Raw genomic sequence first — 24,043 nt, 5'->3', positions numbered from 1 at the left:
TTAACGACGACGCGCCCCTGATTGCGATTGTAGGGGGCGCGTCGCCACTCGGGATACTGGTTCTTTCCGTTCGGTTAACGCGGAGGCTTGCCTTCGGTCCCGCCGGGCTTGGGCCAGATATGCGCCCCGGCCGTTCCTGCCCACGTCCGCGTCCCGGAGAGCTGTGCCCGGCCGATCTTGGGAGAGGCCGCCCGGGGTGGCGCGTGAAGCTACTGTCGCCGGAGCGCTGCCTGCCAGAGGCCGTCACCGGCGGCGGGATCGGCCTCGCCGAGAGTGATCGTCACGCGGGCGAGGCCCCCCGTGAAGCGGAACGGCGCGGCGTAGTCCGGCGATACCGGCGAAGGGTAGTTCATCCCGCACTGGGACGAGAGCAGCCCGAACCCTGCGGGAAACGCCATGGGCAACTCGGCCTGCGCAACCACCATTCCGTCCACCGAGAGCACGAAGCGGGGCTGCTCGCCGTGGATCAGCAACTCGCCGCCGAGGTGGGTCGCCCCCGTCAACGTGCCCGGCGCGCGTAGCGTTACGTGGCGTCCGGCGAGGTTGTAGTCGAAGGAGAGGCGCCCCTCGCGCACGTAGAGCGCGAAGCCGGCGGCACGCCGGCCGTAGGCGAAAAGCACGCCCGCCTCGCCGCCCGCAAGGGGCGCCACCTCGGCCTCGATGCGGAACGGCCGCAGCGCGAAGTTCGGTCCCGAGACCGGCGTCAGAAGCCGGGTACCGGGGAGCATCACGAACTCTCTCCGGCTGGTGGTCGCTGGATCCCGCGCGAAGGCCCGCGCCTGTGCCCGGTCGTCGAGGGGCAGAACGCCGTGGCGCCGTGCTTCCTGCCACCAGAGCGTCGTGAGCGCCGCCACGCGCTCGGGCTCGGCCGCGGCGAGGTCGCGCGTCTCGGAGTAGTCCGCGGCGATGTGGTAGAGTTCCCACACGTCATCATCGTAGGCTGTGCCGCTCGTGTGGCGGGTCACCGCCTTCCAGCCGTCATGCCAGATACCGCGCTGGCCACCCATCTCGAAGTACTGTGTTCCCCGCCGGGTGGGCGCCCCGGCATCCGCAAAGCTGTAGGCGAGCGATGTGCCGTGGACCGGCAGCTGCTCGATGCCGCGATAGATCCCGGGCGCCTCGACGCCCGCGAGTTCCAGCACCGTCGGCACCAGGTCGATCACATGGTGGAATTGCGACCGGAACCCGCCGCGCTCGGCGATCCCCGCAGGCCAGTGCAGCACCAGCGGTGCCCTGATACCGCCGCCGAAGGTGAACTTCTTGTACATCTTCAGCGGCGTGTTGCCGGCCTGCGCCCAGCCAGCGGGATAGTGGTTGTGGGTCCATGGGCCGCCGAGCCGGTCGATTGCCGCCTTGTTCTCCTCCAGCGTGTCCGGCAGCCCGAGGAAGTAGCGGTATTCGTTCTCGGAGCCGAACGCGCCGCCCTCGCCGCTGGCGCCGTTGTCGGACATGACGACGAGAAGGGTGTTCTCACTCAGTCCCTGCGCGTCGAGATAGTCGACGAGGCGGCCGATCTGGGCGTCGGTGTGGGTGGTGAACCCGGCGAACACCTCCTGCATCCGGCGCAGGACCGCGCGGGCGTCCTCCTGCACCTCGTCCCACGGCGCCACGTCGGCGTTGCGGTCGGGCAGGGCGGTTTCGCGCGGCACGAGCCCCATTGCCTTCTGCCGCGCAAGCACCCGTTCGCGCTCCGCGTCCCATCCGGCATCGAAGGCGCCTCGATAGGGCTCGATGAAGTCGGCAGGCGCCTGATGCGGCGCGTGGCAGGCCCCGAAGGCGAGATAGAGAAAGAACGGCCGCTCCGGCGTCGTCGTCACATGGTCCGCGAGAAACGCCTCGGCACGGTCCACCAGATCTTCGCTCAGGTGATAGTCGTCGCGGTCTGGCAGGGTGGCGTAGTGCTGGTCCTCCCAGAGCTCGGGGGCGTACTGGTCATCCTCGCCGCCGAGAAAGCCGTACCAGCGGTCGAAGCCGCGCTGGGTCGGCCAGTTGCGAAACGGACCGACCGGGCTGCACTCGGCAGGCGGCGCGAGGTGCCACTTGCCGAGCGCACAGGTGCCATAGCCGGCGTCACGCAGCATTTCCGCAAGCGTTGCGGCCTTCGGACTGATCGCGCCACGGGCGTTGTCGAAGCCGGTGTCGAAGTCTGCGAGATAGCCCATGCCGACCGAATGGTGATTGCGCCCGGTCAGGAGCGAGCTGCGGGTCGGCGAACACATCGCCGCGACGTGGAAGTTGGTATAGCGCAGGCCGTTCGCCGCCAGACGGTCGATCGCGGGCGTGCGGATCGATGCGCCATAGCAGCCGAGTTGCGAGAAGCCGCAGTCATCAAGGACCACGAAGACCACATTCGGCGCGCCCTCGCGCGGGCGCGCCGCCGCAGGCCAGTGCGGCGCGGCATCGTGAACGGTGACAGGGGCTTCGGAAATCGCGGCTTCGGATACGGGCGCTTCGGGTGGTGGCGTCATCACGGGCTCTTCAGGAGGTCCATTTCAAGGTGGATGTAGTCGCCACGGTAGTTTGCTTCGGCGACGTAGATCACAGTCCCGGCGGGATCGACGAAGGTCCGGCGCACCTCGGCAATCGGCGCGCCGATCGCGAGATCGAGGGCGCTCGCCACGTCGACGTCCGCGGACGCGATGTCGAGGGTCTGGTGCGCCCGCTCGATCGAGATGCCCGGCAGGTCGAGGAGCAGGGGGATCGCAAGCTCGTTGCGGAAGCGGTCGGGGGCGATGTCGAAGACCGGTCTCGCGATGTAGAGCGAGACGAGGCAGTAGCGCCGGTCCTGCCGTGAATGCACGCGGCGCATGTGCACATAGGCCGCCGCCGGCTGGCCATCGGACTCGCGAAGGCGCGGGGCGTCGTCGCTTTCGATGATATGCTCGAGATCGGGGGCGTCCCCCCGGTACATCTCCGCCAGATCCGCGAGCGATGTCTGTGCGGGGAGGCGCCGCTGGCTGCCGCGATCGCCGGTGACAAATGTCCCCCGGCCCTGTTCGGGAGAGAGCAATCCCTCGCGCGCGAGGAGGTGGACGGCCTGCCGCACGGTTGCCCGCCCGACGCCGAATTCGTCCATCAGCCGGTCGATGGTCGGAATGACTTCGCCGCGCTGCCACGTCCCGCGGCGGATCCGGTTCCGCAGTGTGTCGGCGACCTGCGCGTACCGAGGCATCGGGGTGCGGGTGAGCATTCGGCTCCTACGAGAGGCTTGCGAAATTCGTCATATCATTAGAACGTTCGACTGATAAGCGGAATCGGACTGGTGACTCAGGATAAACACGATTAAACGAGTCGTCATTCGTCCCGGAACGGGGACTCCGCAAAAGGGGAGGATGAAACCATGAGCAAGGTCCACGTGAACCCCATCGGCAGACGCACGGTGCTGAAGGGCGCGGCCTCGGCGGCCGCACTTCTCGCGGCGCCGGCGGTCCTGACGCGCCGCGCGCGGGCCGAAGCGACGATCGGCGGTGATATCGACTGGAAGCAGGCTTCCGGCACCAGGATCACCGTGGGCGTCATCCCGGCCGGGTACTTCCAGAACCTCGAGGCGGTGCTGCCGCAGTTCCGCGAGATTTCCGGCGTCGATGTCACCCTCGAAGCAACGCCGCCGGGGCAGATCCGCCAGAAGGCGATCCTCGATCTCTCCAGCAAGACCGGCAAGTGGGCGACCTCGGCCACCGACCCGATGTACTATCCGCTCTACGTGGCGAACGGCTGGATCGACCCGCTGACCGACTTCCTCGACAAGCCGGAGCTGACCGACAAGGCGTGGTTCGACTACGACGACCTGCTGGAGAACTGGCGCGGCGCGGCCTCGATCGACGGCGTGCCCTACGGCATCCCGTACGAAGGCGAGGCGACGATCCAGATCTATCGCTCGGATGTCTACGAGAAGCTCGGCCTCTCGCCGGCCGAGACACTCGACGATTACGCGGCAAACGCGGCGAAGGTGAACGACCCGGCCAACCGCCTCTGGGGCGCGGCATTGCGCGGCTTCAAGGGCGCCGGGCAGAACATGTATATCTATCCTTCGATCTTTCTCGCCTTCGGCGGCAAGTGGTTCGATGGCGACAAGGTGGTGGTGAACGGCCCCGAGGCCGCGGCCGCCCTCGACTGGTACGTCTCGCTCCTGAAGTCCACGTCGCCCGAGGGCGTCGAGAACTGGAACTGGCCCGATATCGCCGACGCCTTCAGCCAGGGCACCCTCGGCTCCTACATCGACACGCACAACTCCGCCGCGCTTCTCGCCGATCCGAGCAAGAGCAAGGTTGTCGGCAAGGTCGGCTTCGCACGCTGGCCAAAGGGTCCGGCGGGCCGGCGTGTCACGTCGATCTGGAACTGGAGCTTCCCGATCAACGCCTCGGTCTCCGACAAGGAAAAGGCCGCCGCCTGGCTCTTCATCCAGTGGGCGGGCTCCAAGGAGGTGCAGGCGGCGACCTCTTACGGCTTCGAAGGTGGCTACAAGCGCCTCGGCGTCAACCGCACGTCGCTTTGGGAGTCGGCGGAGTACAAGGGACTGCTCGACGGCATCGGCGCCGGTCTCACCCAGACGACGATGGATTCGATCAAGGAGGACACTGACGTCGACTGGCGCCCCCGTGTTCCGCAGTGGGCGGCCCTCGGTGAGGTGGTGGCGACCGCGGTGCAGTCCGCGCTCGTCGGTCAGGCGACGCCGGCGGCAGCACTCGACGCGGCACAGGGTCAGGTCGACGGGATCATGAAGCAGTGAGTTCGGGCCGTGCACACGCGGACCGGCGCGCCCTCGCCGCCGGCGAGCGGCGCTTTGCGATCCTGCTCGTGGCGCCGGCCCTGCTCGTATTGCTCGCGACCACCACGGTTCCAATCGCCTTCCTGATCTGGAACTCGTTCCAGACGATCAACCTCGCGATGCCGTTTCTCGACGGCTTCGCGGGGCTCGCGAACTACCGGCAGATGTCGGGCGATCCGGCGTTCTGGCACTCGCTGCAACTCACGGCCATCTACACCGGTTCTACGGTCGTCATGCAGCTCGTGATCGGCCTTGGACTCGCGCTGCTGGTCCTGCAAATCCCGCGCGGACAGTGGCTGTTCCGTATCTTCGCGATCCTGCCGATCGTGCTCGCGCCGGTGGTCGTCGGCCTCTTCTGGCGGACGCTGATGTTCGCGCCGAACTTCGGGATGATCGACTTCGCCACCCGCGCGCTCGGCCTCGGCACGGTGAACTGGCTCGGCTCGCCCACGCCCGCGCTCGTCTCCGTTATCGTGATCCACACCTGGCAGTGGACGCCCTTCGCCTTTCTCGTACTGCTCGCGAGCCTCGCCTCACTGCCGGAAGACCTCTACGAGGCGGCAAGGCTCGACCGGGCGAGCGCGTGGCGGCGATTCATCCACATCACGCTGCCGTTGCTGCGCCCGGCCATCGTCATCGTAATCATCATGCGGGCGATGACCGCGCTCTCGGCCTTCGCGGCGATCTATGCCGCGACCGGTGGCGGCCCGGGGACGGCGACCGAGATCCTGAACCTCTACGCCTACCGCATATCCTTCACGCAGCTCGATTTCGGTTACGGCTCCGCGCTCGCGGTGGCGCTCCTCGTGCTCACCCTTGCGGTCTCGGGCTTCCTGTTCCGCATCCGCACTGCCGGGAGCGGCCCATGAGCTCGACCCGCCGTCGCCCGGCCACCTTGCGCCGGGTGATTCTGACCGTGGCTGCCGCTCTCATCCTCTTCATCTGGGCGTTTCCGGTGCTCTGGGCGGTCGTCGTTTCGCTGAAGTCGGAATCCGAGGTGCTCGCCTACCCGCCGAGCGTCATCTTCGAGCCGACACTGCGCAACTTCCGCGATGCTCTGACCGGCAACCTGTCGATCGCCTCCAGTCTCATGACGAGCATCATCCTTGCCACGGCGACGACGGTGCTGACGATCATCCTCGCGGTGCCCGCCGCCTATGCCTTCGCCCGGCTGCGCCTGCCGGCGCGGCAGGGTCTCGGCTTCTACACGCTCGTCACGCAGATGATCCCGCCGGTGGGGCTCGTGATCCCGTACTACCTGATCCTGAACCGGGTCGGCCTGCTCGACACCTACACGGGCATGATCACCGTCTACCTGACCTTCTCGCTGCCCTTCGCCATCTGGCTCATGGTCTCCTATCTCGAGGACATCCCCCGCGAGATGGAAGAGGCGGCGTATCTCGACAAGGCGAGCCGCTTGCAGGCGCTCTGGCATGTCATCCTGCCGCAGATCCGCGGCGGCATCGGCGTCACCACCGTCTTCGTGTTCCTCAATGCCTGGAACGAATTCCTCTTCGCCGTTCAGCTCGGCGGCAACCGCATCAGGCCCGTGACCGTCGCCATGCACAATTTCGTCTCTATCGAGCAGACCCTCTGGGCGAAGCTCGCCGCCGCCGCCCTCGTCGCCATGCTGCCGGTGATCGTCATCGGCATCCTGGCTCAGCGGCAGATCGTGAAGGGGCTGACCGTCGGCGCCGTGAAGGGGGGAGGGCGGCGATGACCACGCGAGCCATCACCCAGGGCGAAGTGATCCTGGAGGGGATCGTCAAGAACTACGGCACTTTCCGGGCGCTGAAGGGGATCGATCTGCGCATCGCGCCGGGCGAGTTCTTCGCCCTCCTCGGTCCCTCGGGCTCGGGCAAGTCGACCACGCTGCGCGTCATCGCCGGCCTTGAGGTGCCGGACGCCGGGCGGATGCTCGTCGATGGCACGGAGATGACCTTCGCGCCGCCGGGCGAGCGCAACGTCGCCATGGTGTTCCAGAACTACGCGCTTTACCCGCACATGACGCTGGAGCAGAACATCGGCTTCCCGCTGAAGATGGACGGGGTGCCGAAGGCCGAGATCGCGGCCCGTGTGCAGGACGCGGCACGCAAGGTCCGCATCGACCATCTCCTCGCCCGCCGCCCCGGTCAGCTTTCCGGCGGCCAGCAGCAGCGAACCGCGCTCGCCCGCGCCATCGTCCGCGAGCCACGGCTCTTCCTGCTCGACGAGCCGCTCTCGAATCTCGACGCCCAGCTCCGGCTCGAGACCCGCATCGAGCTGAAGCGCCTCCACGCGAGCCTCGGCGTGACGACGATCTACGTCACCCACGACCAGGAAGAGGCGATGACCATCGCCGATCGCATGGCGGTGTTCCGCGACGGCGAGATCATGCAGATCGGCGCGCCGGCGGAGGTGTTCGGGCGGCCCGACACGCTCGACGTGGCGGCCTTCATCGGCAGCCCGCCGATGAACCTGATTCCGGCACGCATCGAGGGGGGCGAGGCGCATTTCCCCGGCTGGCGGCTGGCGCTGCCGGGTGCGCCGGCGGGCGACGTCGTCGTGGGCGTCCGCCCCGGCCGTATCCGCCTCGCCGATGACGGCCTGCCCGGCAAGCTCCTGCTCTCGGAGAACCTCGGCGAGGCGATGCTGCTCAACGTCGACGTGGACGGCACGCTGGTGAAGCTCCGCCTGCCCGATGTGAGCCCGATAGCCGAGGGCACTGCCGTCCGGCTCGCCTTCGACGGCTCCGACATCCTGCTCTTCGATCCCGAGACCCGGCGCCGGCTTGACTGGCCCGAGATGGAGTCACGCCCATGAAAGCCGTTTTCCTGCTGTTCGATTCCGTCAACCGGCTGATGCTGGAGCCCTATGGCGGCGACCTTCTCGACACGCCGAACTTCCGCCGTCTCGCGCAGCGATCCGTCACCTTCGACACCCACTACATCGGCTCGATGCCGTGCATGCCGGCGCGGCGCGACATGCAGACCGGGCATCTGTCGTTCCTGCATCGCAGCTGGGGGCCGATGGAGCCGTTCGACAACGCGTTCCCCGAGCTTCTGAAGACCGCCGGTGCCTACTCGCACCTCATCACCGACCACTATCACTACTGGGAGGATGGGGGCGCGACCTATCACACCCGTTACAACTCCTACGAGTTCATCCGGGGGCAGGAATCCGACCCGTGGCAGGTACTGCTCGACGCGCCGCTGGAGGAGATTCGGGCAAAGTATCACCCGAGCCAGAACGACCCGAACACGAAGCAGAACCCGTATCACTACATGATCAATCGGGAGTTCATCCGCGAGGAGGAGGATTTCCCGTCCGTCCAGTGCTTCGACCGGGCGTTCCGCTTCCTCGATGCGAACCGGGGTGCCGACAACTGGCTGCTTCAGGTCGAGACCTTCGACCCGCACGAGCCGTTCTTCGCGCCCGAGCGACAGCGCGAGAAGTTCCCGACCGACTATGAAGGCCCGATCCTCGACTGGCCGCGCTACGAGCGCGTCACCGAGCCACAGGCCGAGATCGACGAGATGCGGGCGAACTACTTTGCGTCGCTCAGTCACTGCGACGAGCTGCTCGGCAAGATGCTCGACTACTTCGACGCGCATGACCTCTGGAAGGATACCGCGCTGATCCTGACCACGGATCACGGGTTCCTTCTCGGCGAGCACGACTGGTGGGCCAAGAACCGAATGCCGCTCTACGAGGAGATCAGCCACATCCCGCTCTTCGTCCATCATCCGGACTATGTCTCGCAGGCCGGCACCCGCCGGCAGGCGCTGACCCAGACGATCGACCTGATGCCGACGCTCTGCGAGCTTTTCGGCGCGACGGTGCCGCCGGAGGTGCGTGGCCGCTCGATCCTGCCGCTGCTCGCGAAGGACGAGGAACAGCACGATGCGGTCATCTTCGGCTACTGGGGCGGCGGCATCAACATCACTGACGGGCGCTACACGTGGTTCTGCTACCCGCGCCACATGAAGAACCAGGAGCTCTACCAGTACACCGTCATGCCCTCGCACATGACCAAGCTCTTCACCGTCGAGGAGATGCAGTCCGCGAGCCTCGTGCCGCCGTTCGACTGGACCAAGGGGGTGCCGCTGCTTCGGATCGCGCACGCCTCCAAGTCCGGCCAGCGCACCCACAGCTATCACTTCCCCGAGGCGATGGAGGACACGACGACGGCGCTCTATGATCTGCTGACCGACCCGGGTCAGGAGACGCCGATCCGTGACGAGGGGGTGGAGGCGCGCCTGCGCGCCGCGCTCTTCCGCATCATGGCGGAGAATGATGCGCCGGCGGAGGTGGTGCGCCGGATGGAGGAAAGCCTCGGCGTGCCTGTCTGAGGGCCGGACCCGTCACGCCCGGCCCCGGTTGCGGAACAGCACGTCCCGGGCGGTCCGTACCGGCCGCCCGTCGATCGCCGCCAGCCCGAGGCCGATCAGCGCCATGCCCGCGAAGTGACGTGGCAGCAGCACCTCTCCGAGAAAGAGCGCACCGAGAAGGATCGCGGTGACCGGGATCAGGAACGTGACCAGCAGCAGGTTCGTCGCACCGGCCGTGGCGAGAATGCGGAAGTAGAGCACGTAGGCGAGCGCGGTCGAGATCGCGGCGGCAGCGAGCAGCGCGACGATCGCCGCCGGACCGGGGAAGGGCAGGGTCCACGGCTGGTCGATCATCAGCACCATTGGCAGGAGGATCAGGCTCGACGCGATGACCTGTCCGGTCGCGGTCGCCATCGGGCTGATGCCCATCTCGCGGAACCTCCGCCCGAAGATGCCTGCGAACGCGTAGAGGAGCGCGGCGGCGAGACAGGCAATCTGCGCCGCGACGTTCACGCCGAGGTCATGCAGCACGGCGGTTCCGATCAGCACCGCGACACCGACGAAGCCGATCAGCACGCCGGCGAGCTTGCCACCCGTCATGCGCTCGTCGCGGGTCAGGACGTGCGCCAGGAGCACCGTGAAGAGCGGTGTCGAGGCGTTCAGGATCGAGGCAAGGCTCGAGGCGATGTGCTGCTGTCCCCAGACGATCAGCGAGAACGGGATCGCGTTGTTCATGAGCCCCATGGCGAAGAACGCGGCCCATGCACGCCGGTCGCGCGGCATCCGCTCGCCGAGCATCCGCAGGATCAGCAGCAGGATGATCGCCGCGAGACCCACCCGGACGAGGACGACCGTCAGGACCGGCACCTGCGCCACGGCGATGCTGTTGAAGAAGAAGGACGCGCCCCAGACGAGCGCGAGGGCGAGCAGCATGGCCCATTCGAGCGGGCTCATGGGGCGGTTGGCTACGGGGGGCGGCATGACACTCTGGTCCTCCGGTCCGGGCATGTCGCGCGACGGTGCCACGCCGCGATCAGGCGCGGCGATCCGTTTCTTGCGCTTCCGTCGCCGAGCGCTGGGGCCGTCAGAGACGCGACGAGATCGTCCCGGTGTTGAACCCGCCCATGCGAAGCTCGCCGTGGAGGCGCTGGTATTCGAGCTTCGGGCAGAGGTCCATGATGACCGTCACCCCTCTGGCTTCCGCTCTCGCGGCCGCCGCCTCGTCGACGACACCGATCTGCATCCAGATCGTGCTGAGGCCCCGGCCAAGCAGGTGCTCCAGCGCCTCGTCCACCACGGCGCCGGCCGCATCCGACTTGCGGAAGATGTCGACCATGTCGACCGGTCCCACCTCGGCCGGGATGCTGGCAAGGTCGGGGCAGACCGTCTCGCCGAGCAGCTTTTCGCCGACGTAGGCCGGATTAACCGGAATGACGCGGAAGCCCTTGAGCCTCAGGTAGCGTGCCACGTAGAAGGATGGCCGAACCTCGTTCTTCGAGACACCGACGCAGGCGATGACCTTGGTCCTCGCCAGAACGTCACGAAGCAACGAATCGGGATAGGTCCTCATAACCGGGCCCCAACAAGAAAAAGACGCCCGAACCGTGTTCGGGCGCCGAGTTGGAACGAGGGACAGTGAGATGAAGCAGGGCGGTTCCACGCTGACTGCTTCACTTCACATATGGTACTTTCGGGGCCGTCTGAAAAGGCGTGTCCACAAAAAGTGATGCCGTTCATCTGCGTCTTGCCTCTGCCGCTGCATAAAGTGCGACCGCTGCCGCGTTCGATACATTGAGCGAGCCGAAGTCACCAGCGGCGGGGATTCGCGCCAGCCGGTCACAGAGCTTGCCGGTCAGCTCGCGCATCCCCGGTCCCTCGGCCCCGAGCACCAGCCCGAGCGGCCGGCCCGTGTAGGCGCGCGCGGCATCCCCGACGGTTCCCTCGGCCGTTCCGTCGAGGCCGACGAGGGCGTAGCCCATGTCCCGCAGGGTTCCCATCGCCGTGGCGAGGTTCGGCACCCGCAGATAAGGCTGCCGCTCCAGCGCCCCCGAGGCCGACTTGGCGAGCGCCCCGGTTTCCGGCGCGGCGTGGCGGCGGGGCGCCACCACAGCGCGGGCGCCGAAGACCTCGGCCGATCGCAGGATCGCGCCCACGTTGTGCGGGTCGGTCACCCGGTCGAGCAGCAGCACCAGCTCCGGCACGCCGTGTGGTGCGCAGACCTCGGAGACCGAGCCCCAGTCGAGGGGATCGACCTCGAGCGCGGCCCCCTGATGCACGGACTGCGCGTCGATCGGCACGTTGAACTGCCGCGGCTCGACCACCTCGGCCTCGATCCCCGCTGTGGCGATGGCATCGCCGAGCCGGTCGACGGCGTTCTTCGTCACGACGAGCCGGTGACGGACCCGCGCCGGGTTGAGAAGCGCGTCCCTGACCGCGTGCAGTCCAAAGAGCCAGAGCGTGCCTGACTCCTCGCGCCGCGCGCGTTCCTTCTCGATCGCCCAGGCCGGCTTCTTCGCCACGCCGCATCTCCTCGTTGTCCTCTCCGGCTGATGCCACGCGCCCCGCGGTCAGGCAACCTCGCCGGTCTGCCGCGCAAGGATCGCGGTGACGTCCGTGGCTTTCGGGAGCACGCCATGCAGCCGGCCGCCGCCGTCGCCGAGCCGGGTGGCGCAGAACGCGTCCGCGACCGCCGGCGGCCCGTGGCGGAGGAGGAGCGCCCCCTGCAACAGCAGCGCCATGCGCTCGGCGATCTGCCGCGCGTCCGCTTCTTCCGGGCTCCGAAGCTCGCCCTCGAGGCGGCGGGCGGCGGCGTCGAAGGTCTGGTCCGCGCCCCGCGCCGGAGCGATCTCCGCAAGAAGCGCCTCGCCGGCGCGTGGCTCGCGGCCGAGCGTGCGCAGGACGTCGAGGGCGATCACGTTGCCCGAGCCCTCCCAGATGCCGTTGACCGGGCTCTCGCGGAACAGCCGGGGCAGGGGCGTGTCCTCGCAGTAACCGACGCCGCCGTGGCACTCCATGCACTCGTAGACAAAGCCGGGGTTGCGTTTCGTCAGCCAGTATTTCGCCAGCGCGACCGCGAGGCGTGCGAACGGCGCCTCGTCCTCGTTTCCGAAGGCAGCTCCGACCCGGACGGCGAGGGCGACCGCCGCCTCATACTCGATGGCGAGATCGGCGATCACCCGGGCCATCAGCGGCTGGTCGATCAGCCGGCGCCGGAACGCGGCGCGGCCCGCCACGTGGTTCACCGCCTCGGCGAGCGCCCGGCGCATGATGCCGAGCGTCGAGCCGATGGTGCCGAGCCGGGTGTGATGCACCATCTCGATGATGACGCTCACCCCGTGGCCCTCCTCGCCGAGAAGCCAGGCGAGCGCGTCGGCGTACTCGATTTCGGCGGAGGCGTTCGAGCGGTTGCCGAGCTTGTCCTTCAGCCGCATCAGCCGGATGCCGTTCCGCGTCCCGTCCGGCAGGACGCGCGGCACGAGAAAGCACGAGAGGCCCTTTGCCGTCTGGGCGAGGGTCAGGAAGCCGTCGCTCATCGGCGCCGAGCAGAACCACTTGTGGCCGACGATGCGGTGGAGCCGGTGCGCGGGCTCCACCGGAAACGCCCGCGTGGCGTTCGCCCGCACATCGCTGCCGCCCTGCTTCTCGGTCATCGCCATCCCGACGGTGATGCCCGTCTTCTCGCCGATCGGTGCCAGCACGGGATCGTAGCGGCCGCCGACGAGCTTGCCGATCCACGGGTCCCCGATGTCGGGCTGGCGGCGCAGCGCGGCGACGGAGGCATAGGTCATGTCGATCGGGCACATGGTCCCCGCCTCGGCCTCGGTGAAAAGCGCAAGCATCGCCAGATGGCCGAGGTGGCGGCCGCGCGCGCCGGTCTCCCGCCACGGCAGGTCATGGATCCCGTGCGCCATCGCGAGCCCCATGAGCTCGTGATAGGCGGGATGGAAGCGTACCTCGTCGAGGCGCTGGCCGTAGCGGTCGAAGGGCGCGAACTCCGGCGGATAGCGGTTCGCCGTGTCGCCGAGGCCCAGCACCCGCTCCGAGCCGACCTCGGCGCCGAGGGCGATCATGCGCGCATCGAGCCAGTCGCCGGCCTCGCGCCGCACCGCCTCGCGGAGTGCGGTGTCGGTCAGATAGAGATTGCGCGGGCCGAAGGGCGGGGGCTGGTTCGTGACCTCGTGCGTCCCGAGCACCGCTGCGGCCGGCGTCCCGGTCATCGCGGTGATCCGCGGGAGGGCAGGGCGACCGGCGCGCCGCGCTCGGCCCAGCCGCCGTCGGCGAAGACGATCGTGCCGTTGACGTAAGAGGCGGCGTCCGACCCGAGCCAGAGGCAGGCCCCCGCCACGTCCTCCGGCGTGCCGAGGCGCCCGAGCGGCACGGAGGCCGCGATCGCCGCGCGCATCCCTTCCGTGGGCGCGAGGCGGGCCATGCCCTCGGTGCCATCGATCGGCCCGGGGACGACGCCGTTGACCCGGAGCCCCTCCGGCCCCCACTCGACCGCAAGACAACGCGTCACCATGTCGACGCCGGCCTTCGCGGCGCAGACGTGGAGCTGCATCGGCATCGCGATCGTCGCTTGCGGCGCGGAGATGTTGATGAGGCTGCCGCCGGGGCGGCGCATGTGCGGATAGGCCGCGCGCATCACGTGGAAGGTGCCGATCAGGTCGATGTCGATCACCGCCTTGAAGCCGTTGGGGGTCAGATCCTTCGCAAGGCTCGGAAAGTTGCCGGCCGCACCCGAGACGACGACGTCGATCGGGCCGGCCTCGCTGGCAAAGGCCGCAAAGGCTGCCTCGGTGGCCGCGGCGTCGCGCACGTCGACGGCGTAGCCGAGCGCGCCCTCTCCGAGCGATGCGGCGGCGGCCTCGACCTTTCCGGGGTTGCGGCTCGCGACGGCGAGCCGCGCGCCCGCCGCGGCGAAGGCCTTCGCGATCCCGAGGTTGATGCCGCTGGTGCCGCCCGCGACGAAAACCTTGCACCCGGTGTAGTCGAATCGTGCGCGCATACCGCCTCCGCCGCCTGCCCTGCCCGGCGCGCAGGCGCCGGGCCTTCTCCGAAGCTACACGTCGGGCACGGCGGATCCGAACGATTTCCCCCGGTCCGCCCGCGCGATTCCGGCTTTAACTCCCCCGAGTCGCGGCTATACTCCGCCCCATGAGCATGCACCGGATCAGCGCGGGACTTGAGGCGACGGCCGTTGGCCGGCTTGCCGGGCTTCTTCTGCTTAGCCGCCTCTGAGCGTGCCCGGTCACGGCGCGCGCGCTCAGAGGGAGCCCGACGCGCCGAAGAAGCTCCAGACCAAGGGTGAACCCCCATGACCGATGCAAAGGCCCAGGACCGGGTTGTAATCTTCGATACCACGCTGCGCGACGGCGAGCAGTCGCCCGGCGCCACGATGTCGCTGGAGGAGAAGCTCCAGATCGCCGGTCTCCTCGACGAGATGGGTGTCGATATCATCGAGGCGGGTTTCCCGATCGCCTCCGAGGGTGACTTCGAGGCGGTGAGCCGCATTGCGCAGATGGCGCAGTCAGCGGTGATCTGCGGCCTCGCCCGTGCCGATTTCCGGGACATCGACCGCTGCTGGGAGGCGGTGAAACACGCGAAGCGGCCGCGCATCCATACCTTCATCGGCACCTCGCCCCTGCACCGGGCGATCCCGAACCTCGACATGGACCAGATGGCCGAGCGCATCCACGCGACGGTGAGCCACGCGCGCAATCTCTGCGACAACGTGCAGTGGTCGCCGATGGACGCGACCCGGACCGAGCATGATTATCTCTGCCGCGTGGTCGAGATCGCCATCAAGGCCGGTGCCACGACGATCAACATCCCCGACACGGTCGGCTACACCGCGCCGCGCGAAAGCGCCGATCTCATCCGAATGCTGATCGAGAAGGTGCCCGGCGCGGACGAGGTGGTGTTCGCGACCCACTGCCACAACGACCTCGGCATGGCGACGGCGAACGCGCTCGCCGCCGTCGAGGCCGGTGCCCGGCAGATCGAATGCACCATCAACGGCCTCGGCGAGCGGGCGGGCAACACCGCGCTCGAGGAAGTCGTGATGGCGATGAAGGTCCGCAACGACATCATGCCCTACCGGACCGGCATCGACACGTCGAAGATCATGCAGGCGAGCCGGCTCGTCGCCACGGTCTCGGGCTTCCCGGTGCAGTTCAACAAGGCGATCGTCGGCAAGAACGCCTTCGCCCACGAGAGCGGCATCCACCAGGACGGGATGCTGAAGAACGCCGAGACCTTCGAGATCATGCGGCCCGAGGACGTGGGCCTCAACGCCACCAGCCTCGTCATGGGCAAGCACTCCGGCCGCGCGGCGCTGCGCTCGAAGCTCGCCGAACTGGGCTATGCGGTGGGCGACAACCAGCTCCGCGACGTCTTCGTGCGGTTCAAGGAACTCGCCGACCGCAAGAAGGAAGTCTACGACGACGACCTGATCGCGCTGATGCAGGACACCGACACCCATGCGGCGAACGACCGGATCCAGGTGAAGCGGCTGCGCGTCGTCTGCGGCACCGACGGGCCGCAGACCGCCGAGATGACGCTGGTGATCGACGGCGTGGAGCATGAGGTCGAGACGGTCGGCGACGGTCCGGTGGACGCGGTCTTCAAGGCGGTGCAGAGCCTGGTGCCGAACACCGCGAAGCTCAACCTCTATCAGGTCCATGCGGTGACCGAGGGCACCGACGCGCAGGCGACGGTGAGCGTCCGGCTCGAGGAGGGGGGCAAGATCGTCACCGGCCAGTCGGCGGACACCGATACGGTGGTCGCTTCGGCGCGGGCTTACGTGAACGCCATCAACAAGCTGCTGGTTCGCCGCCTGAAGACCGCGCCGGAGGCGGCGAGCGCCTGAGCGGGTGGGGGAGCGACAGCTCCCCCCGTTTCGTCAGCTGGTGGGCCTTGCCTGCGCGAAGATCAGCACCGACCGGTTCAGCGGCTCGGCGACGCCATCGTCGGTGGTGATCGGCGCGCCTGCCTCGCCGGCACCATCGATGACGATGATGTCGGCCGGCAGACCTGCCTCGACGAGGAAGCGCGCGACTGCGTCCGCCCGGCGGGCGGCGAGCCGGCGGTTCGCCTCGGGGCGGCCGACCCGGTCGGTATGGCCGACCACGCGGACTTCCGCGAGCGCCATGCCCGAGAGCGTCGCGGCCGCGACCGCGGCGCGCTCCTGACCACCGGGGGTGAGCGCCGAGGACGCGAAGTCGAACTGTACCTCGACCACCGCGCTGCCGCTCTCGCGCACCGGCGCGCCGGGTGCGAAGCCCGCATCCCCACTGCTGACGGCCGCCGGCTCGATCCGGGCGACACTCGGGCCGCCGGCGTCGAGCTTCAGCGAGGCGAGCGCGTGATCGAAGTCAGCCGGCGCCTTCAGGCCGTCGAGCCGGCCGTTGAGACTCGCAAGCTCGGCCTCGTTCGAGGCGAGACGGTCCCGCAGGTCGGCAAGGGCGGCGTCGCGCTCGGCCACGCTCGCCTTCAGGGTATCGAGCACCGTATCGCGCAGCGCGAGGGTGCGGTGGAGTTCCGTGTTCTCCGCCGTGGCGGCGGCGAGGGCTTCCGTGAGCCGGTCGATCTCGGCTTCCGCGGCCGCGAGGCGCGCAGCGCCCTCGGCGCCGATCGCCGCAACTTGCGTGGCGGGCGCCTCGGCGACCCTCGCCGGCAGGGTCGAGGTCGGCGCGGCGAGCGTCGGTCCGCCGGTCGTGCCCCGATGGTCGGCGAGTTGGGTTACGGTTATTCCGGCGAGAAGCAACGCGCCTCCCCCGGCAAGATATGCCCATGTGCGTTTCATGCCTGCCCCAGCGTCTTTGACTGCTCTTCTTGTTGCCCCGAGCATAGAGCCAGCCTGTTGCTTGTGACAACGCCGGATAGGCACTTAAGGAGTAGGACTGTTACGTATCAGGCACAGTTGTGGCAGATTTTCCGCCACTATTCGCCTTAAGCGGGAGTTCGTCCGGCCGCTGCCGCGCGCAGGGCGGCATCGTCGAGCCGCAGGTCCGCCGCGATCCATGCCGCTTCAGCCCGGCGCAGCGCTGCCCCGAGGGCCGGACCCTCGAGCCCGAGGTCGCGCGCCGCGAGCGGCAGGCGCGACGACGCCCCCCGGGCGAGCTCGGTTGCGAGGTCGCCGGGCACGGCTCCCCCGGTGGCAGATGCGGTGATGAGCGCGGCGTCCCGGCCGGCGTCTGCCCCATGACGCCAGGCGCTCGCCGCCGGTCGCAGGCCATCGCAAAGCGCCGCCCGGATCGCCGCGACGGCGCGCGCATCGGCGCGGGAGAGGCGCAGCGCGTCGGGCCACGCCGGATCGCCGCCGAGCACCGCCAGCCGTCGCCGCCAGTCCGGGCCGAACCCTGCGGCCTTCTCCACATGCACGAGCGGCGCGAGCCCGGCCGGGTCGGCGCCGGGCAGGATGCGCGTGAGAATCCCCGTGGCGGCCATCGCCGCCACGGACGGCGCGGGATCGTCGGCGCCGAGCAGCTTGCAGATCTCGGCGCCGACCCGCTCGCGCGACAGCCGCTCCAGCCCGTCCTGAAGCTCGGCGCAGGCGGCGAGGCCGTCCGGGTCGAGACCGCCCGCCGGATCGCCGTACCAGGCGTGAATGCGAAAGAACCGCAGGATGCGGAGGTAGTCCTCGGCAATCCGCTCGGCCGGGTCGCCGACAAAGCGCACCCGCCGGGCGAGCAGGTCGGGCAGGCCGCCGAGCGGGTCCACAACTTCGCCCGACCGGTCGGCATAGAGCGCGTTCATGGTGAAATCACGGCGACGCGCGTCATCCACCACGTCGGAGGTGAAGGCGACAGTCGCGTGGCGGCCCGTGGTCTCGATGTCACGGCGGAACGTCGTGACCTCATAGGGCCGCCTGCCCGCCACGATGGTGATGGTGCCGTGCGCGATGCCGGTCGGAACCGGATGCAGGCCGGCCGCGCGGGCGAGGGCAATGGTCGTCTCGGGCACCGCGTCGGTCGCGATGTCGATGTCGGCGACCGGGCGCCCGAGCAGGGCGTTGCGCACGCAACCGCCGACGAAGAGCGCGCGGTTTCCGCGTGCGGTCAGGGCGGCGCAGACGGCCTGCGTCGCCGGAGCCGCCAGCCAGTCCCCGGCGATGCGCATCAGGGGGCCTGCAACCGGTCGGCGAGCGCTTTCAGCATCCGGGCGGTGGCTCCCCAGATATAGTGAGGTCCGTAGGGGATGGCGTAATACGCCCGCCACTGGCCCTGCCATTGCCGGCGGTGGATCTGCAGGTTCGCCGGGTCGAGCACGAACTCGAGCGGCACCTCGAACACTTCCGCGACTTCGCCCGGGTCACTCACCGGGCGGAAGTCCGACGGCACCAGTCCGACGAATGGCGAGATGTTGAAGAAGGTGACCGTCTCGTGGAAGTCGAGGGCACCGAGCACTTCGACCCCGGAGGGATCGAGACCGATCTCCTCGTTGGCTTCGCGCAATGCGGTTGCGAGCGGCGAGGCGTCGGTCGGGTCCTGCTTGCCGCCGGGAAAGGCGATCTGGCCCGGGTGATGGGTCAGACGCGCGGCGCGCCGGGTGAGCACCAGGTTCAGTCCCGGTCCCCGCTCGACCAGCGGAATGAGGACCGACGCGGACCGCAGGGGGCGGTCCGGGCGCCGGACGGTGGGGTTCAGATCATAGTCCGAAGAGGCCAGAGCCGGCGTGCCGAGCGCGCGCTCGATCTCGGACGGATTGAGGAGGGGGCGATCCATGCTAGGGTAGATGCCCCGCTCCCGGTGATCCTTCAAGGTATACTGACGGCGAATGCGGCCCCACGGGCGTTGACCTTCGGGGCTTGCGGGCGTCAGTCTTCCAGACTTGCGAAAGGGGGGATCAACCGATGACCAAGGTGACATACGAGATCGTGCCGCATGATGGCGGCTGGGCCTACCGGGTGAATGGCACCTACTCCGAGCCGTTCGCCTCCCAGGAGGAGGCGCATTCGGCGGCGGAGCGGGCAGCGGCCGAGCAGCGGACGCCCGGCGCCACCGAAGGCATCTCGTGGGAAGACGACCGCGGCCGCTGGCACTCGGAAGTGGCGCAAGGCAATGATCGCCCGGACGCCGAAGTCGAGGACTGAGCGGCCGCGGCGAGCGGTCAGCCGTGCATCTTCTTGGTGATCTCGGCCACGCGCTTGCCCTGGAAGCGGGCGCCGGCCAGATCGTCCTCGTCGGGCCAGCGCGAGCCGTCGCCGCCGGTCAGGAGCGTCATGCCGTAGGGCGAGCCGCCACGGTACTTGTCGGTGCCCATCTGCCCGGCGTAGCCGTAGCCGAGCGGCACGATCAGCATGCCATGGTGCTGCAGCACGACCTGGGTGGTGAGGATCGTCGACTCCTGGCCGCCGTGCTGGGTCGCGGTCGACGACATGACGGTCGCAACCTTGTCGATCAGCGCGCCCTTGGCCCAGAGGCCGCCGGTCTGGTCCCAGAAGTTCTTCATCTGGGAGGCCATGTTGCCATAGCGGGTCGGCACCCCGATGATGAACCCGTCATAGTCCACGAGCTCGCCGGGCTGCGCGATCGGCGCCGGCTGGTCCAGCTTGTAGTGGGAAGCCTTCGCGACCTCTTCCGGGACGAGTTCGGGAACCCGCTTCACCGTTACCTCGGCGCCGGCCTCGCGCGCTCCCTCGGCGGCGGCATTGGTCAGCGCCTCCATGTGGCCAAAGCTGGAGTAGTAGAGGGCAAGGATCTTCGCCATGTCGGTTTCCTTCGTGTGTCCTGGGGATGGGGTGTGTCTTTCTTCCGCGTCACTTTAGCCGTGCCCGCCGGGGAGTAAATCCGGGCATTGCGAAACGGATTGTTGCCGAGCTTACCCCAGTCGGCCGTCCATGGCGCGCTGGTAGAGATCGAGGGCGTCGGCCTCCGTCAGGCTCCGGGGGTTGCCGCCGGCAGTGGGGTCGACAATGGCCATCCGCGCCATCTCCTCGAAGCGGCTGTCATCGACGCCGATCTTGTCGAGGGTGTGCGGAATGCCGAGGTCCCGCCGCATCCGCAGCACGAAGTCGAGAAAGCCCGAGAAGCCATCTTCCAGCCCGAGCCAGGCCGACAACCTGTCGACCTTGTCCCAGAGCGCTTCGCGGTTGAAGTCGAGCACGTAGGGCATGAAGACGGCGTTCGTCAGTCCATGGTGGGTGTTGTAGAGCGCGCCGACCGGGTGGGAGAGCGCGTGGATCGCGCCGAGACCCTTCTGGAAGGCGGTCGCGCCGGCGGACGCCGCGACGAGCATGTTGCCGCGCGCCTCGAGGTCCGAGCCGTCGCGGTACGCGCGGACGAGGTTCTCCTGCACGAGCCGCATCCCCTCGACGGCGATGCCCTCGGCCAGCGGGTGATAGGAGGGCGCGGCGTAGGCTTCGAGGCAGTGGGCGAAGGCGTCCATGCCGGTCCCGGCGGTCAGGGCCGGCGGCAGGCCGACGGTAAGCGCGGGATCGAGGATCACCTGCGCCGGCAGCATCTTCGGATGGAAGATCACCTTCTTCGTGTGGGTCGCGATGTTGGTGATAACTCCGGCCCGCCCGACCTCGGAGCCGGTCCCGGCGGTGGTCGGGACCGCGATGATCGGGGCGATGCCCGAGGGATCGGCGCGGGTCCACCAGTCGCCGATGTCCTCGAAGTCCCACATCGGCCGGGTCTGGCCCTTCATGAACGCCACGACCTTGCCGCAGTCGAGCGCCGAGCCGCCCCCGAAGGCGACCACGCCGTCGTGGTCCCCGGCGCGCATCGCGGCAATCCCGGCCTCGACGTTCTCCTCCGTCGGGTTGGAGTTCACCTGCGAGAACACCGCCGCCTCGATCCCGGCGGCGGCCAGCACCTCGAGGGCGTGCCGCGCGATCGGCAGTCCGGCGAGCCCGGGGTCGGTCACGAACAGCGGGCGACGGATTCCGGCGGCGGCGCAGGCGTCACCGAGTTCGTCGATGCGACCGGTGCCGAAGCGGATCGCGGTCGGGTAGTTCCAGTTTGCTGAGGGCAGCATTTTTTTCTCGCGGGAAAGGGCTTCGTCCAGTGTCGGGGAAACGTCACGCGGGCGCAATGCTGCGCAGAACGTTCAGCCCCGGCGCGGAGTGAGCTCCGCGCCGGCGAGCAGATCATCCATGAAGTGGCTGAGAAGCTGCGCCCGCCCGGACACACCGGCCTTGCGATAGACGGCTGCGCACTGGGCGCGAACGGTGCCGGACCGCGCGTCGCGAAGCGCTGCGATCTCCTCGATCGAGAAGCCCTTGACCGAGAGATATGCGACCTCGCGCTCGGCCGGCGTCAGACCCCAGGCGGTGAACGTCTCCTCGAGCAGCTCGACGAAGGCGCCACTGGCGGCGCGCAGACGGCCGGCCATCTGCGCATTCGCCGCCCGCAGCCGCCGAAGCTCGCCAAGGATCAGCGCCGAGCCGAGAATCAGCGCCGCGAGGATGGCGAGGTCGAGGGCCGCATGACCGAGGTTGTCGCGGTAATCGGACGCCTCCGAGATCAGGTCGATGATCATGAGGAACCCGCAGCCGACCTGCACAGCGGCGGCCAGCGCGAGCAGGCGCGTGCGCGTCCACCAACTGCGCATCGATCGTCAACCTCGCGAGCCGCCTCAGGGGCGCTTGCGTCCGGTGACCATTGCCTTTGCAAGGTTCTCTCGGTGCCGCAGGCTCTCCCACGCTACGCCGAGCCAGTGGAACAGGACAAGGCCGATGCCGATGTTCGCCACGGTCTCGTGTAGCGACTCGAGCCAGCCGGCGCCCCAGAAGGCGTCGAGCCCCATCATCCAGCCGGTCAGCCCGAGTGCCGCCACCACCGTGAGAAGGGCGACGACCATCGCCCCGCCGGCCGGATTGTGTCCGACGAATCGCGGCTCCCGCCCGCCAAGCGTTGCGCGGGCATAGGCGAGAAAGCCTCCCGGCGTCGTGACGAAGTCCGCGAAGCGCGCGTGCCGCGTGCCGATGAAGCCCCAGACCACGCGGACGGCCACGGCGCCGACCGCGATCCAGCCGAGCGCCTCATGAAGATCGCGCGGGCTGCTGAACAGGAACGCCCCGAGAAAGCCCGCGGCCAGCGTCCAGTGCAGGACGCGGACCAGCGGATCCCACACCGGGATGGTGGGGGCGACGGCCGCCCCCGGATGTTTCGCCACCATCAGCTTTCCTCGCGCTGAAGCTCCGCACCCGTGGCGGGGTTGTAGTAGATCTCGAGCTTGGTCTCGCCGTTGGTCCCGTAGATCTCGTAGCAGCCATCGCTGACCTTCATCTCGCGGATCTTGCCGCCGGCTTCCTCGAAACCTTTCGCGACCTGCCACATCGGCATCGTCGCTTCCACGCCCTTGCAGCTCGGGTCGGCGAGGGCGGGGACAGCGGCCATGCCAAGGGCAAGGAAGGTCAGTGCGAACGTCTTCATCTGGGCAACTCCATCAACGTCGCCGGCATCAGCGGGCCGGCACGACGCGAGGAGTGGCCGGGATTTTCCGGCCGCCGCCATCGGTCACACGCTTACCCGGCAGGCGATAAGCGTGGGCTTATTCGCCTCAGGCGGAGTCCAGCCGACGCAGATGGTAGGATTTGGGCCGGGTCACGCTCAGGTAGCCGAGATGCGAGAGCGCGGCACCCCGCCCGGTATCCTTGACCCCGGTCCAGGTGAGCGCCGGGTCGAGGTAGTCGGCGCGGTTCATGAAGACCGTGCCGGTCTCGATCCGGGCGCCGATCTCCTGCCCGACGTCCGGATCCTCGGTCCAGATGCTGGCGGTGAGGCCATAGCGGCTGTCGTTCATCAGCGCGATGGCTTCCTCGTCGTCGCGGACCGGCATGATGCCGACGACCGGGCCGAAGCTTTCCTCGGTCATCACCCGCATGGAGTGATCGACGCCCACGAGGATCTGCGGGGCGAGGTACGCGGTCTCGCCGGTGTCGGCGGCGAAGAGCTTCGGGTCGATGAGTGGACGAGCGCCCGCGGCGATCGCCTCCGCTGTCTGGGCGCGAATGGTATCGGCGAACCGTCTTGCCGCCATCGGGCCGAGGGTCGTGGCCGCGTCGAGCGGGTTGCCGAGCGTGAGCTTCGAGACCCACTCGACCGACTTCTCCACGAAGGCATCAAACAGCGGCTCGGCCACGTAGATGCGTTCGATCCCGCAGCAGCACTGGCCGGAGTTGTAGAAGGCGCCGTCCATCAGCGTGTCGACAGCGGCGTCGAGGTTGGCGTCGGGGCGGACGTACCCGGGATCCTTGCCGCCGAGCTCGAGCCCGAGGGCGGTGAAGCTGCCGGCGGCGGCACGCTCGATGGCCTGGCCGCCGGAGACGGAGCCGGTGAAGTTGACGAAGCCGAAGCTGCGCGCGGCGATGAGCTCGGCGGTGAGCGCATGGCCAAGGAAGAGGTTGGTGAAGACCCCGTCCGGCAGGTGGGCGAAGGCCTGCGCCAGCCGCTCACCGGCGAGCGGCGTCTGGCTCGCGTGCTTCAGCACCACGGCGTTGCCGGCGATGAGCGCGGGGACGATGGTGTTGATCGCGGTGAGGAAGGGATAGTTCCAGGGGGCGATGACGAGAACGAGGCCGACCGGCTCGCGGGCGATGAGTCGGCGAAACTTCGCGTCGTCCTCCATCACCTCCGGGGCGAGGGCGCGGCGGGCGATGGCGGCCATGTAGCCGGTGCGCTCGCGCACGCCGCCCATCTCGCCGCCGTAGCGGGTCGGCCGGCCCATCTGCCAGGCAAGCTCCTGCACCAGATCGGCGTTCACCTGATCGAGCCGGGCGACGCCCTCTTCGACGAGGGCGATGCGCTCGGCGAGCGGCCGGGCCGCCCAGTCCTTCTGCGCCGTGCGGGCGACGTCGAGGCGGTTGGCCACCTCGTCGCGCGTCGCCATCGGCCGGGTGGCGTAGACGGTTCCGTCAATCGGGCTGACGCAGGTGATCTGGTTCATCGCGGCTCGGACCTCCTGAGAGAAATATCCGGCAAGGCAGTCGTTGGATTGCCGCCCCGGGCGGCCCGGC

General features: G+C 68.7%; 23 protein-coding genes. 7 read left to right on the top strand and 16 right to left on the bottom strand.

Features of this window, described 5'->3' with window-relative positions; translation table 11 throughout:
- Nucleotides 1–209 precede the first annotated feature (209 nt).
- Both HNP73_RS02410 and HNP73_RS02405 read right to left on the bottom strand, forming a co-directional pair.
- Nucleotides 210–2,468 (bottom strand): arylsulfatase, encoded by a 2,259-nt coding sequence (locus HNP73_RS02410; protein ID WP_184146762.1) that lies wholly within the window; start codon nucleotides 2,466–2,468, stop codon nucleotides 210–212.
- On the bottom strand, nucleotides 2,468–3,190 hold the full coding sequence (locus HNP73_RS02405; RefSeq protein ID WP_184146760.1) for a GntR family transcriptional regulator: 723 nt from the start codon (nucleotides 3,188–3,190) through the stop codon (nucleotides 2,468–2,470). The genes HNP73_RS02410 and HNP73_RS02405 overlap by 1 nt, the downstream gene beginning before the upstream one ends.
- 150 nt (nucleotides 3,191–3,340) lie before the next feature.
- On the opposite strand from HNP73_RS02405, the gene HNP73_RS02400 reads away from it, so the two are divergent.
- From HNP73_RS02400 to HNP73_RS02380, 5 genes are read left to right on the top strand one after another with little or no spacing between them, the layout of a single operon-like run.
- Nucleotides 3,341–4,729: an ABC transporter substrate-binding protein gene (locus tag HNP73_RS02400; protein WP_184146758.1), complete on the top strand. Its 1,389-nt coding sequence runs from the start codon at nucleotides 3,341–3,343 to the stop codon at nucleotides 4,727–4,729.
- A complete protein-coding gene (locus HNP73_RS02395; protein ID WP_184146756.1) occupies nucleotides 4,726–5,637 on the top strand; it encodes an ABC transporter permease subunit in 912 nt (303 codons plus the stop codon). Before HNP73_RS02400 ends, HNP73_RS02395 begins: the two co-directional genes overlap by 4 nt.
- On the top strand, nucleotides 5,634–6,488 hold the full coding sequence (locus HNP73_RS02390; RefSeq protein ID WP_184146754.1) for a carbohydrate ABC transporter permease: 855 nt from the start codon (nucleotides 5,634–5,636) through the stop codon (nucleotides 6,486–6,488). Before HNP73_RS02395 ends, HNP73_RS02390 begins: the two co-directional genes overlap by 4 nt.
- On the top strand, nucleotides 6,485–7,570 hold the full coding sequence (locus HNP73_RS02385; RefSeq protein WP_184146752.1) for an ABC transporter ATP-binding protein: 1,086 nt from the start codon (nucleotides 6,485–6,487) through the stop codon (nucleotides 7,568–7,570). The genes HNP73_RS02390 and HNP73_RS02385 overlap by 4 nt, the downstream gene beginning before the upstream one ends.
- Nucleotides 7,567–9,099, top strand: a complete 1,533-nt coding sequence (locus HNP73_RS02380) for a sulfatase (protein WP_184146750.1) — start codon at nucleotides 7,567–7,569, stop codon at nucleotides 9,097–9,099. The genes HNP73_RS02385 and HNP73_RS02380 overlap by 4 nt, the downstream gene beginning before the upstream one ends.
- A gap of 12 nt (nucleotides 9,100–9,111) precedes the next feature.
- Here HNP73_RS02380 and HNP73_RS02375 read toward each other — a convergent pair whose 3' ends face one another.
- From HNP73_RS02375 to HNP73_RS02355, 5 genes are all read right to left on the bottom strand, one after another.
- A complete protein-coding gene (locus HNP73_RS02375; RefSeq protein ID WP_184146748.1) occupies nucleotides 9,112–10,059 on the bottom strand; it encodes a DMT family transporter in 948 nt (315 codons plus the stop codon).
- Nucleotides 10,060–10,162: 103 nt separating this feature from the next.
- Nucleotides 10,163–10,648 (bottom strand): CoA-binding protein, encoded by a 486-nt coding sequence (locus HNP73_RS02370; RefSeq protein WP_184146746.1) that lies wholly within the window; start codon nucleotides 10,646–10,648, stop codon nucleotides 10,163–10,165.
- A gap of 163 nt (nucleotides 10,649–10,811) precedes the next feature.
- A complete protein-coding gene (gene rlmB, locus HNP73_RS02365; protein ID WP_184146744.1) occupies nucleotides 10,812–11,597 on the bottom strand; it encodes a 23S rRNA (guanosine(2251)-2'-O)-methyltransferase RlmB in 786 nt (261 codons plus the stop codon).
- Between the two features lie 48 nt (nucleotides 11,598–11,645).
- Entirely contained in the window at nucleotides 11,646–13,295 is a 1,650-nt protein-coding gene (locus HNP73_RS02360) for an isovaleryl-CoA dehydrogenase (protein WP_184146742.1), read from the bottom strand.
- Entirely contained in the window at nucleotides 13,292–14,083 is a 792-nt protein-coding gene (locus tag HNP73_RS02355) for an SDR family oxidoreductase (protein ID WP_184146740.1), read from the bottom strand. The genes HNP73_RS02360 and HNP73_RS02355 overlap by 4 nt, the downstream gene beginning before the upstream one ends.
- A 309-nt stretch (nucleotides 14,084–14,392) precedes the next feature.
- Here HNP73_RS02355 and HNP73_RS02350 point away from each other — a divergent pair, with 309 nt between their 5' ends.
- A complete protein-coding gene (locus HNP73_RS02350) occupies nucleotides 14,393–15,946 on the top strand; it encodes a 2-isopropylmalate synthase (RefSeq protein WP_184146738.1) in 1,554 nt (517 codons plus the stop codon).
- A gap of 33 nt (nucleotides 15,947–15,979) precedes the next feature.
- Here HNP73_RS02350 and HNP73_RS02345 read toward each other — a convergent pair whose 3' ends face one another.
- The 3 genes from HNP73_RS02345 to HNP73_RS02335 form a co-directional block, all read right to left on the bottom strand.
- Nucleotides 15,980–16,882 (bottom strand): OmpA family protein, encoded by a 903-nt coding sequence (locus tag HNP73_RS02345; protein WP_184146736.1) that lies wholly within the window; start codon nucleotides 16,880–16,882, stop codon nucleotides 15,980–15,982.
- 146 nt (nucleotides 16,883–17,028) lie between these two features.
- A complete protein-coding gene (locus HNP73_RS02340) occupies nucleotides 17,029–18,198 on the bottom strand; it encodes a CCA tRNA nucleotidyltransferase (protein WP_184146734.1) in 1,170 nt (389 codons plus the stop codon).
- Entirely contained in the window at nucleotides 18,198–18,803 is a 606-nt protein-coding gene (locus HNP73_RS02335; protein ID WP_184146732.1) for a CoA pyrophosphatase, read from the bottom strand. The genes HNP73_RS02340 and HNP73_RS02335 overlap by 1 nt, the downstream gene beginning before the upstream one ends.
- A 128-nt stretch (nucleotides 18,804–18,931) precedes the next feature.
- Here HNP73_RS02335 and HNP73_RS02330 point away from each other — a divergent pair, with 128 nt between their 5' ends.
- Nucleotides 18,932–19,171 (top strand): DUF2188 domain-containing protein, encoded by a 240-nt coding sequence (locus HNP73_RS02330; RefSeq protein WP_184146730.1) that lies wholly within the window; start codon nucleotides 18,932–18,934, stop codon nucleotides 19,169–19,171.
- Nucleotides 19,172–19,188: 17 nt separating this feature from the next.
- Here the strand turns inward: HNP73_RS02330 and wrbA are convergent, their stop codons facing one another.
- From wrbA to HNP73_RS02300, 6 genes are all read right to left on the bottom strand, one after another.
- Nucleotides 19,189–19,788 carry an NAD(P)H:quinone oxidoreductase gene (wrbA, locus tag HNP73_RS02325; protein ID WP_184146728.1) on the bottom strand — a complete coding sequence of 200 codons (600 nt, stop codon included), beginning with the start codon at nucleotides 19,786–19,788 and terminating at the stop codon, nucleotides 19,189–19,191.
- Between the two features lie 111 nt (nucleotides 19,789–19,899).
- On the bottom strand, nucleotides 19,900–21,060 hold the full coding sequence (locus HNP73_RS02320; RefSeq protein WP_184146726.1) for an iron-containing alcohol dehydrogenase: 1,161 nt from the start codon (nucleotides 21,058–21,060) through the stop codon (nucleotides 19,900–19,902).
- A gap of 72 nt (nucleotides 21,061–21,132) precedes the next feature.
- Nucleotides 21,133–21,636, bottom strand: coding sequence for a helix-turn-helix transcriptional regulator (locus tag HNP73_RS02315; protein ID WP_221288135.1), 504 nt, complete (start codon nucleotides 21,634–21,636; stop codon nucleotides 21,133–21,135).
- A 24-nt stretch (nucleotides 21,637–21,660) separates the two neighbouring features.
- Nucleotides 21,661–22,203, bottom strand: coding sequence for a cytochrome b/b6 domain-containing protein (locus HNP73_RS02310; protein ID WP_184146724.1), 543 nt, complete (start codon nucleotides 22,201–22,203; stop codon nucleotides 21,661–21,663).
- Nucleotides 22,203–22,460 carry a PepSY domain-containing protein gene (locus tag HNP73_RS02305; protein ID WP_184146722.1) on the bottom strand — a complete coding sequence of 86 codons (258 nt, stop codon included), beginning with the start codon at nucleotides 22,458–22,460 and terminating at the stop codon, nucleotides 22,203–22,205. The genes HNP73_RS02310 and HNP73_RS02305 overlap by 1 nt, the downstream gene beginning before the upstream one ends.
- Before the next feature lie 127 nt (nucleotides 22,461–22,587).
- The gene (locus tag HNP73_RS02300; protein WP_184146720.1) at nucleotides 22,588–23,973 is read right to left on the bottom strand and encodes an aldehyde dehydrogenase family protein; all 1,386 of its coding nucleotides are present in this window, start codon (nucleotides 23,971–23,973) and stop codon (nucleotides 22,588–22,590) included.
- Nucleotides 23,974–24,043 lie beyond the last annotated feature (70 nt).

The sequence above is a fragment of the Amaricoccus macauensis genome, from assembly GCF_014201905.1.
In the GTDB taxonomy this organism is placed as follows: Bacteria; Pseudomonadota; Alphaproteobacteria; order Rhodobacterales; family Rhodobacteraceae; genus Amaricoccus; species Amaricoccus macauensis.
The sequence above is the reverse complement of the archived record's forward strand: the minus strand, read 5'-3'. Positions and strand labels throughout refer to the sequence as shown.

Excerpts from the sequence above, each read along its gene's own strand:
- HNP73_RS02410 (WP_184146762.1), bottom strand. The coding sequence starts at position 2,468 with ATGACGCCACCACCCGAAGCGCCCGTATCCGAAGCCGCGATTTCCGAA.
- HNP73_RS02405 (WP_184146760.1), bottom strand. The coding sequence starts at position 3,190 with ATGCTCACCCGCACCCCGATGCCTCGGTACGCGCAGGTCGCCGACACA.
- HNP73_RS02400 (WP_184146758.1), top strand. The coding sequence starts at position 3,341 with ATGAGCAAGGTCCACGTGAACCCCATCGGCAGACGCACGGTGCTGAAG.
- HNP73_RS02390 (WP_184146754.1), top strand. The coding sequence starts at position 5,634 with ATGAGCTCGACCCGCCGTCGCCCGGCCACCTTGCGCCGGGTGATTCTG.
- HNP73_RS02385 (WP_184146752.1), top strand. The coding sequence starts at position 6,485 with ATGACCACGCGAGCCATCACCCAGGGCGAAGTGATCCTGGAGGGGATC.
- HNP73_RS02380 (WP_184146750.1), top strand. The coding sequence starts at position 7,567 with ATGAAAGCCGTTTTCCTGCTGTTCGATTCCGTCAACCGGCTGATGCTG.
- HNP73_RS02375 (WP_184146748.1), bottom strand. The coding sequence starts at position 10,059 with ATGCCGCCCCCCGTAGCCAACCGCCCCATGAGCCCGCTCGAATGGGCC.
- HNP73_RS02370 (WP_184146746.1), bottom strand. The coding sequence starts at position 10,648 with ATGAGGACCTATCCCGATTCGTTGCTTCGTGACGTTCTGGCGAGGACC.
- HNP73_RS02360 (WP_184146742.1), bottom strand. The coding sequence starts at position 13,295 with ATGACCGGGACGCCGGCCGCAGCGGTGCTCGGGACGCACGAGGTCACG.
- HNP73_RS02355 (WP_184146740.1), bottom strand. The coding sequence starts at position 14,083 with ATGCGCGCACGATTCGACTACACCGGGTGCAAGGTTTTCGTCGCGGGC.
- HNP73_RS02350 (WP_184146738.1), top strand. The coding sequence starts at position 14,393 with ATGACCGATGCAAAGGCCCAGGACCGGGTTGTAATCTTCGATACCACG.
- HNP73_RS02345 (WP_184146736.1), bottom strand. The coding sequence starts at position 16,882 with ATGAAACGCACATGGGCATATCTTGCCGGGGGAGGCGCGTTGCTTCTC.
- HNP73_RS02340 (WP_184146734.1), bottom strand. The coding sequence starts at position 18,198 with ATGCGCATCGCCGGGGACTGGCTGGCGGCTCCGGCGACGCAGGCCGTC.
- HNP73_RS02335 (WP_184146732.1), bottom strand. The coding sequence starts at position 18,803 with ATGGATCGCCCCCTCCTCAATCCGTCCGAGATCGAGCGCGCGCTCGGC.
- HNP73_RS02330 (WP_184146730.1), top strand. The coding sequence starts at position 18,932 with ATGACCAAGGTGACATACGAGATCGTGCCGCATGATGGCGGCTGGGCC.
- wrbA (WP_184146728.1), bottom strand. The coding sequence starts at position 19,788 with ATGGCGAAGATCCTTGCCCTCTACTACTCCAGCTTTGGCCACATGGAG.
- HNP73_RS02320 (WP_184146726.1), bottom strand. The coding sequence starts at position 21,060 with ATGCTGCCCTCAGCAAACTGGAACTACCCGACCGCGATCCGCTTCGGC.
- HNP73_RS02315 (WP_221288135.1), bottom strand. The coding sequence starts at position 21,636 with ATGCGCAGTTGGTGGACGCGCACGCGCCTGCTCGCGCTGGCCGCCGCT.
- HNP73_RS02310 (WP_184146724.1), bottom strand. The coding sequence starts at position 22,203 with ATGGTGGCGAAACATCCGGGGGCGGCCGTCGCCCCCACCATCCCGGTG.
- HNP73_RS02305 (WP_184146722.1), bottom strand. The coding sequence starts at position 22,460 with ATGAAGACGTTCGCACTGACCTTCCTTGCCCTTGGCATGGCCGCTGTC.
- HNP73_RS02300 (WP_184146720.1), bottom strand. The coding sequence starts at position 23,973 with ATGAACCAGATCACCTGCGTCAGCCCGATTGACGGAACCGTCTACGCC.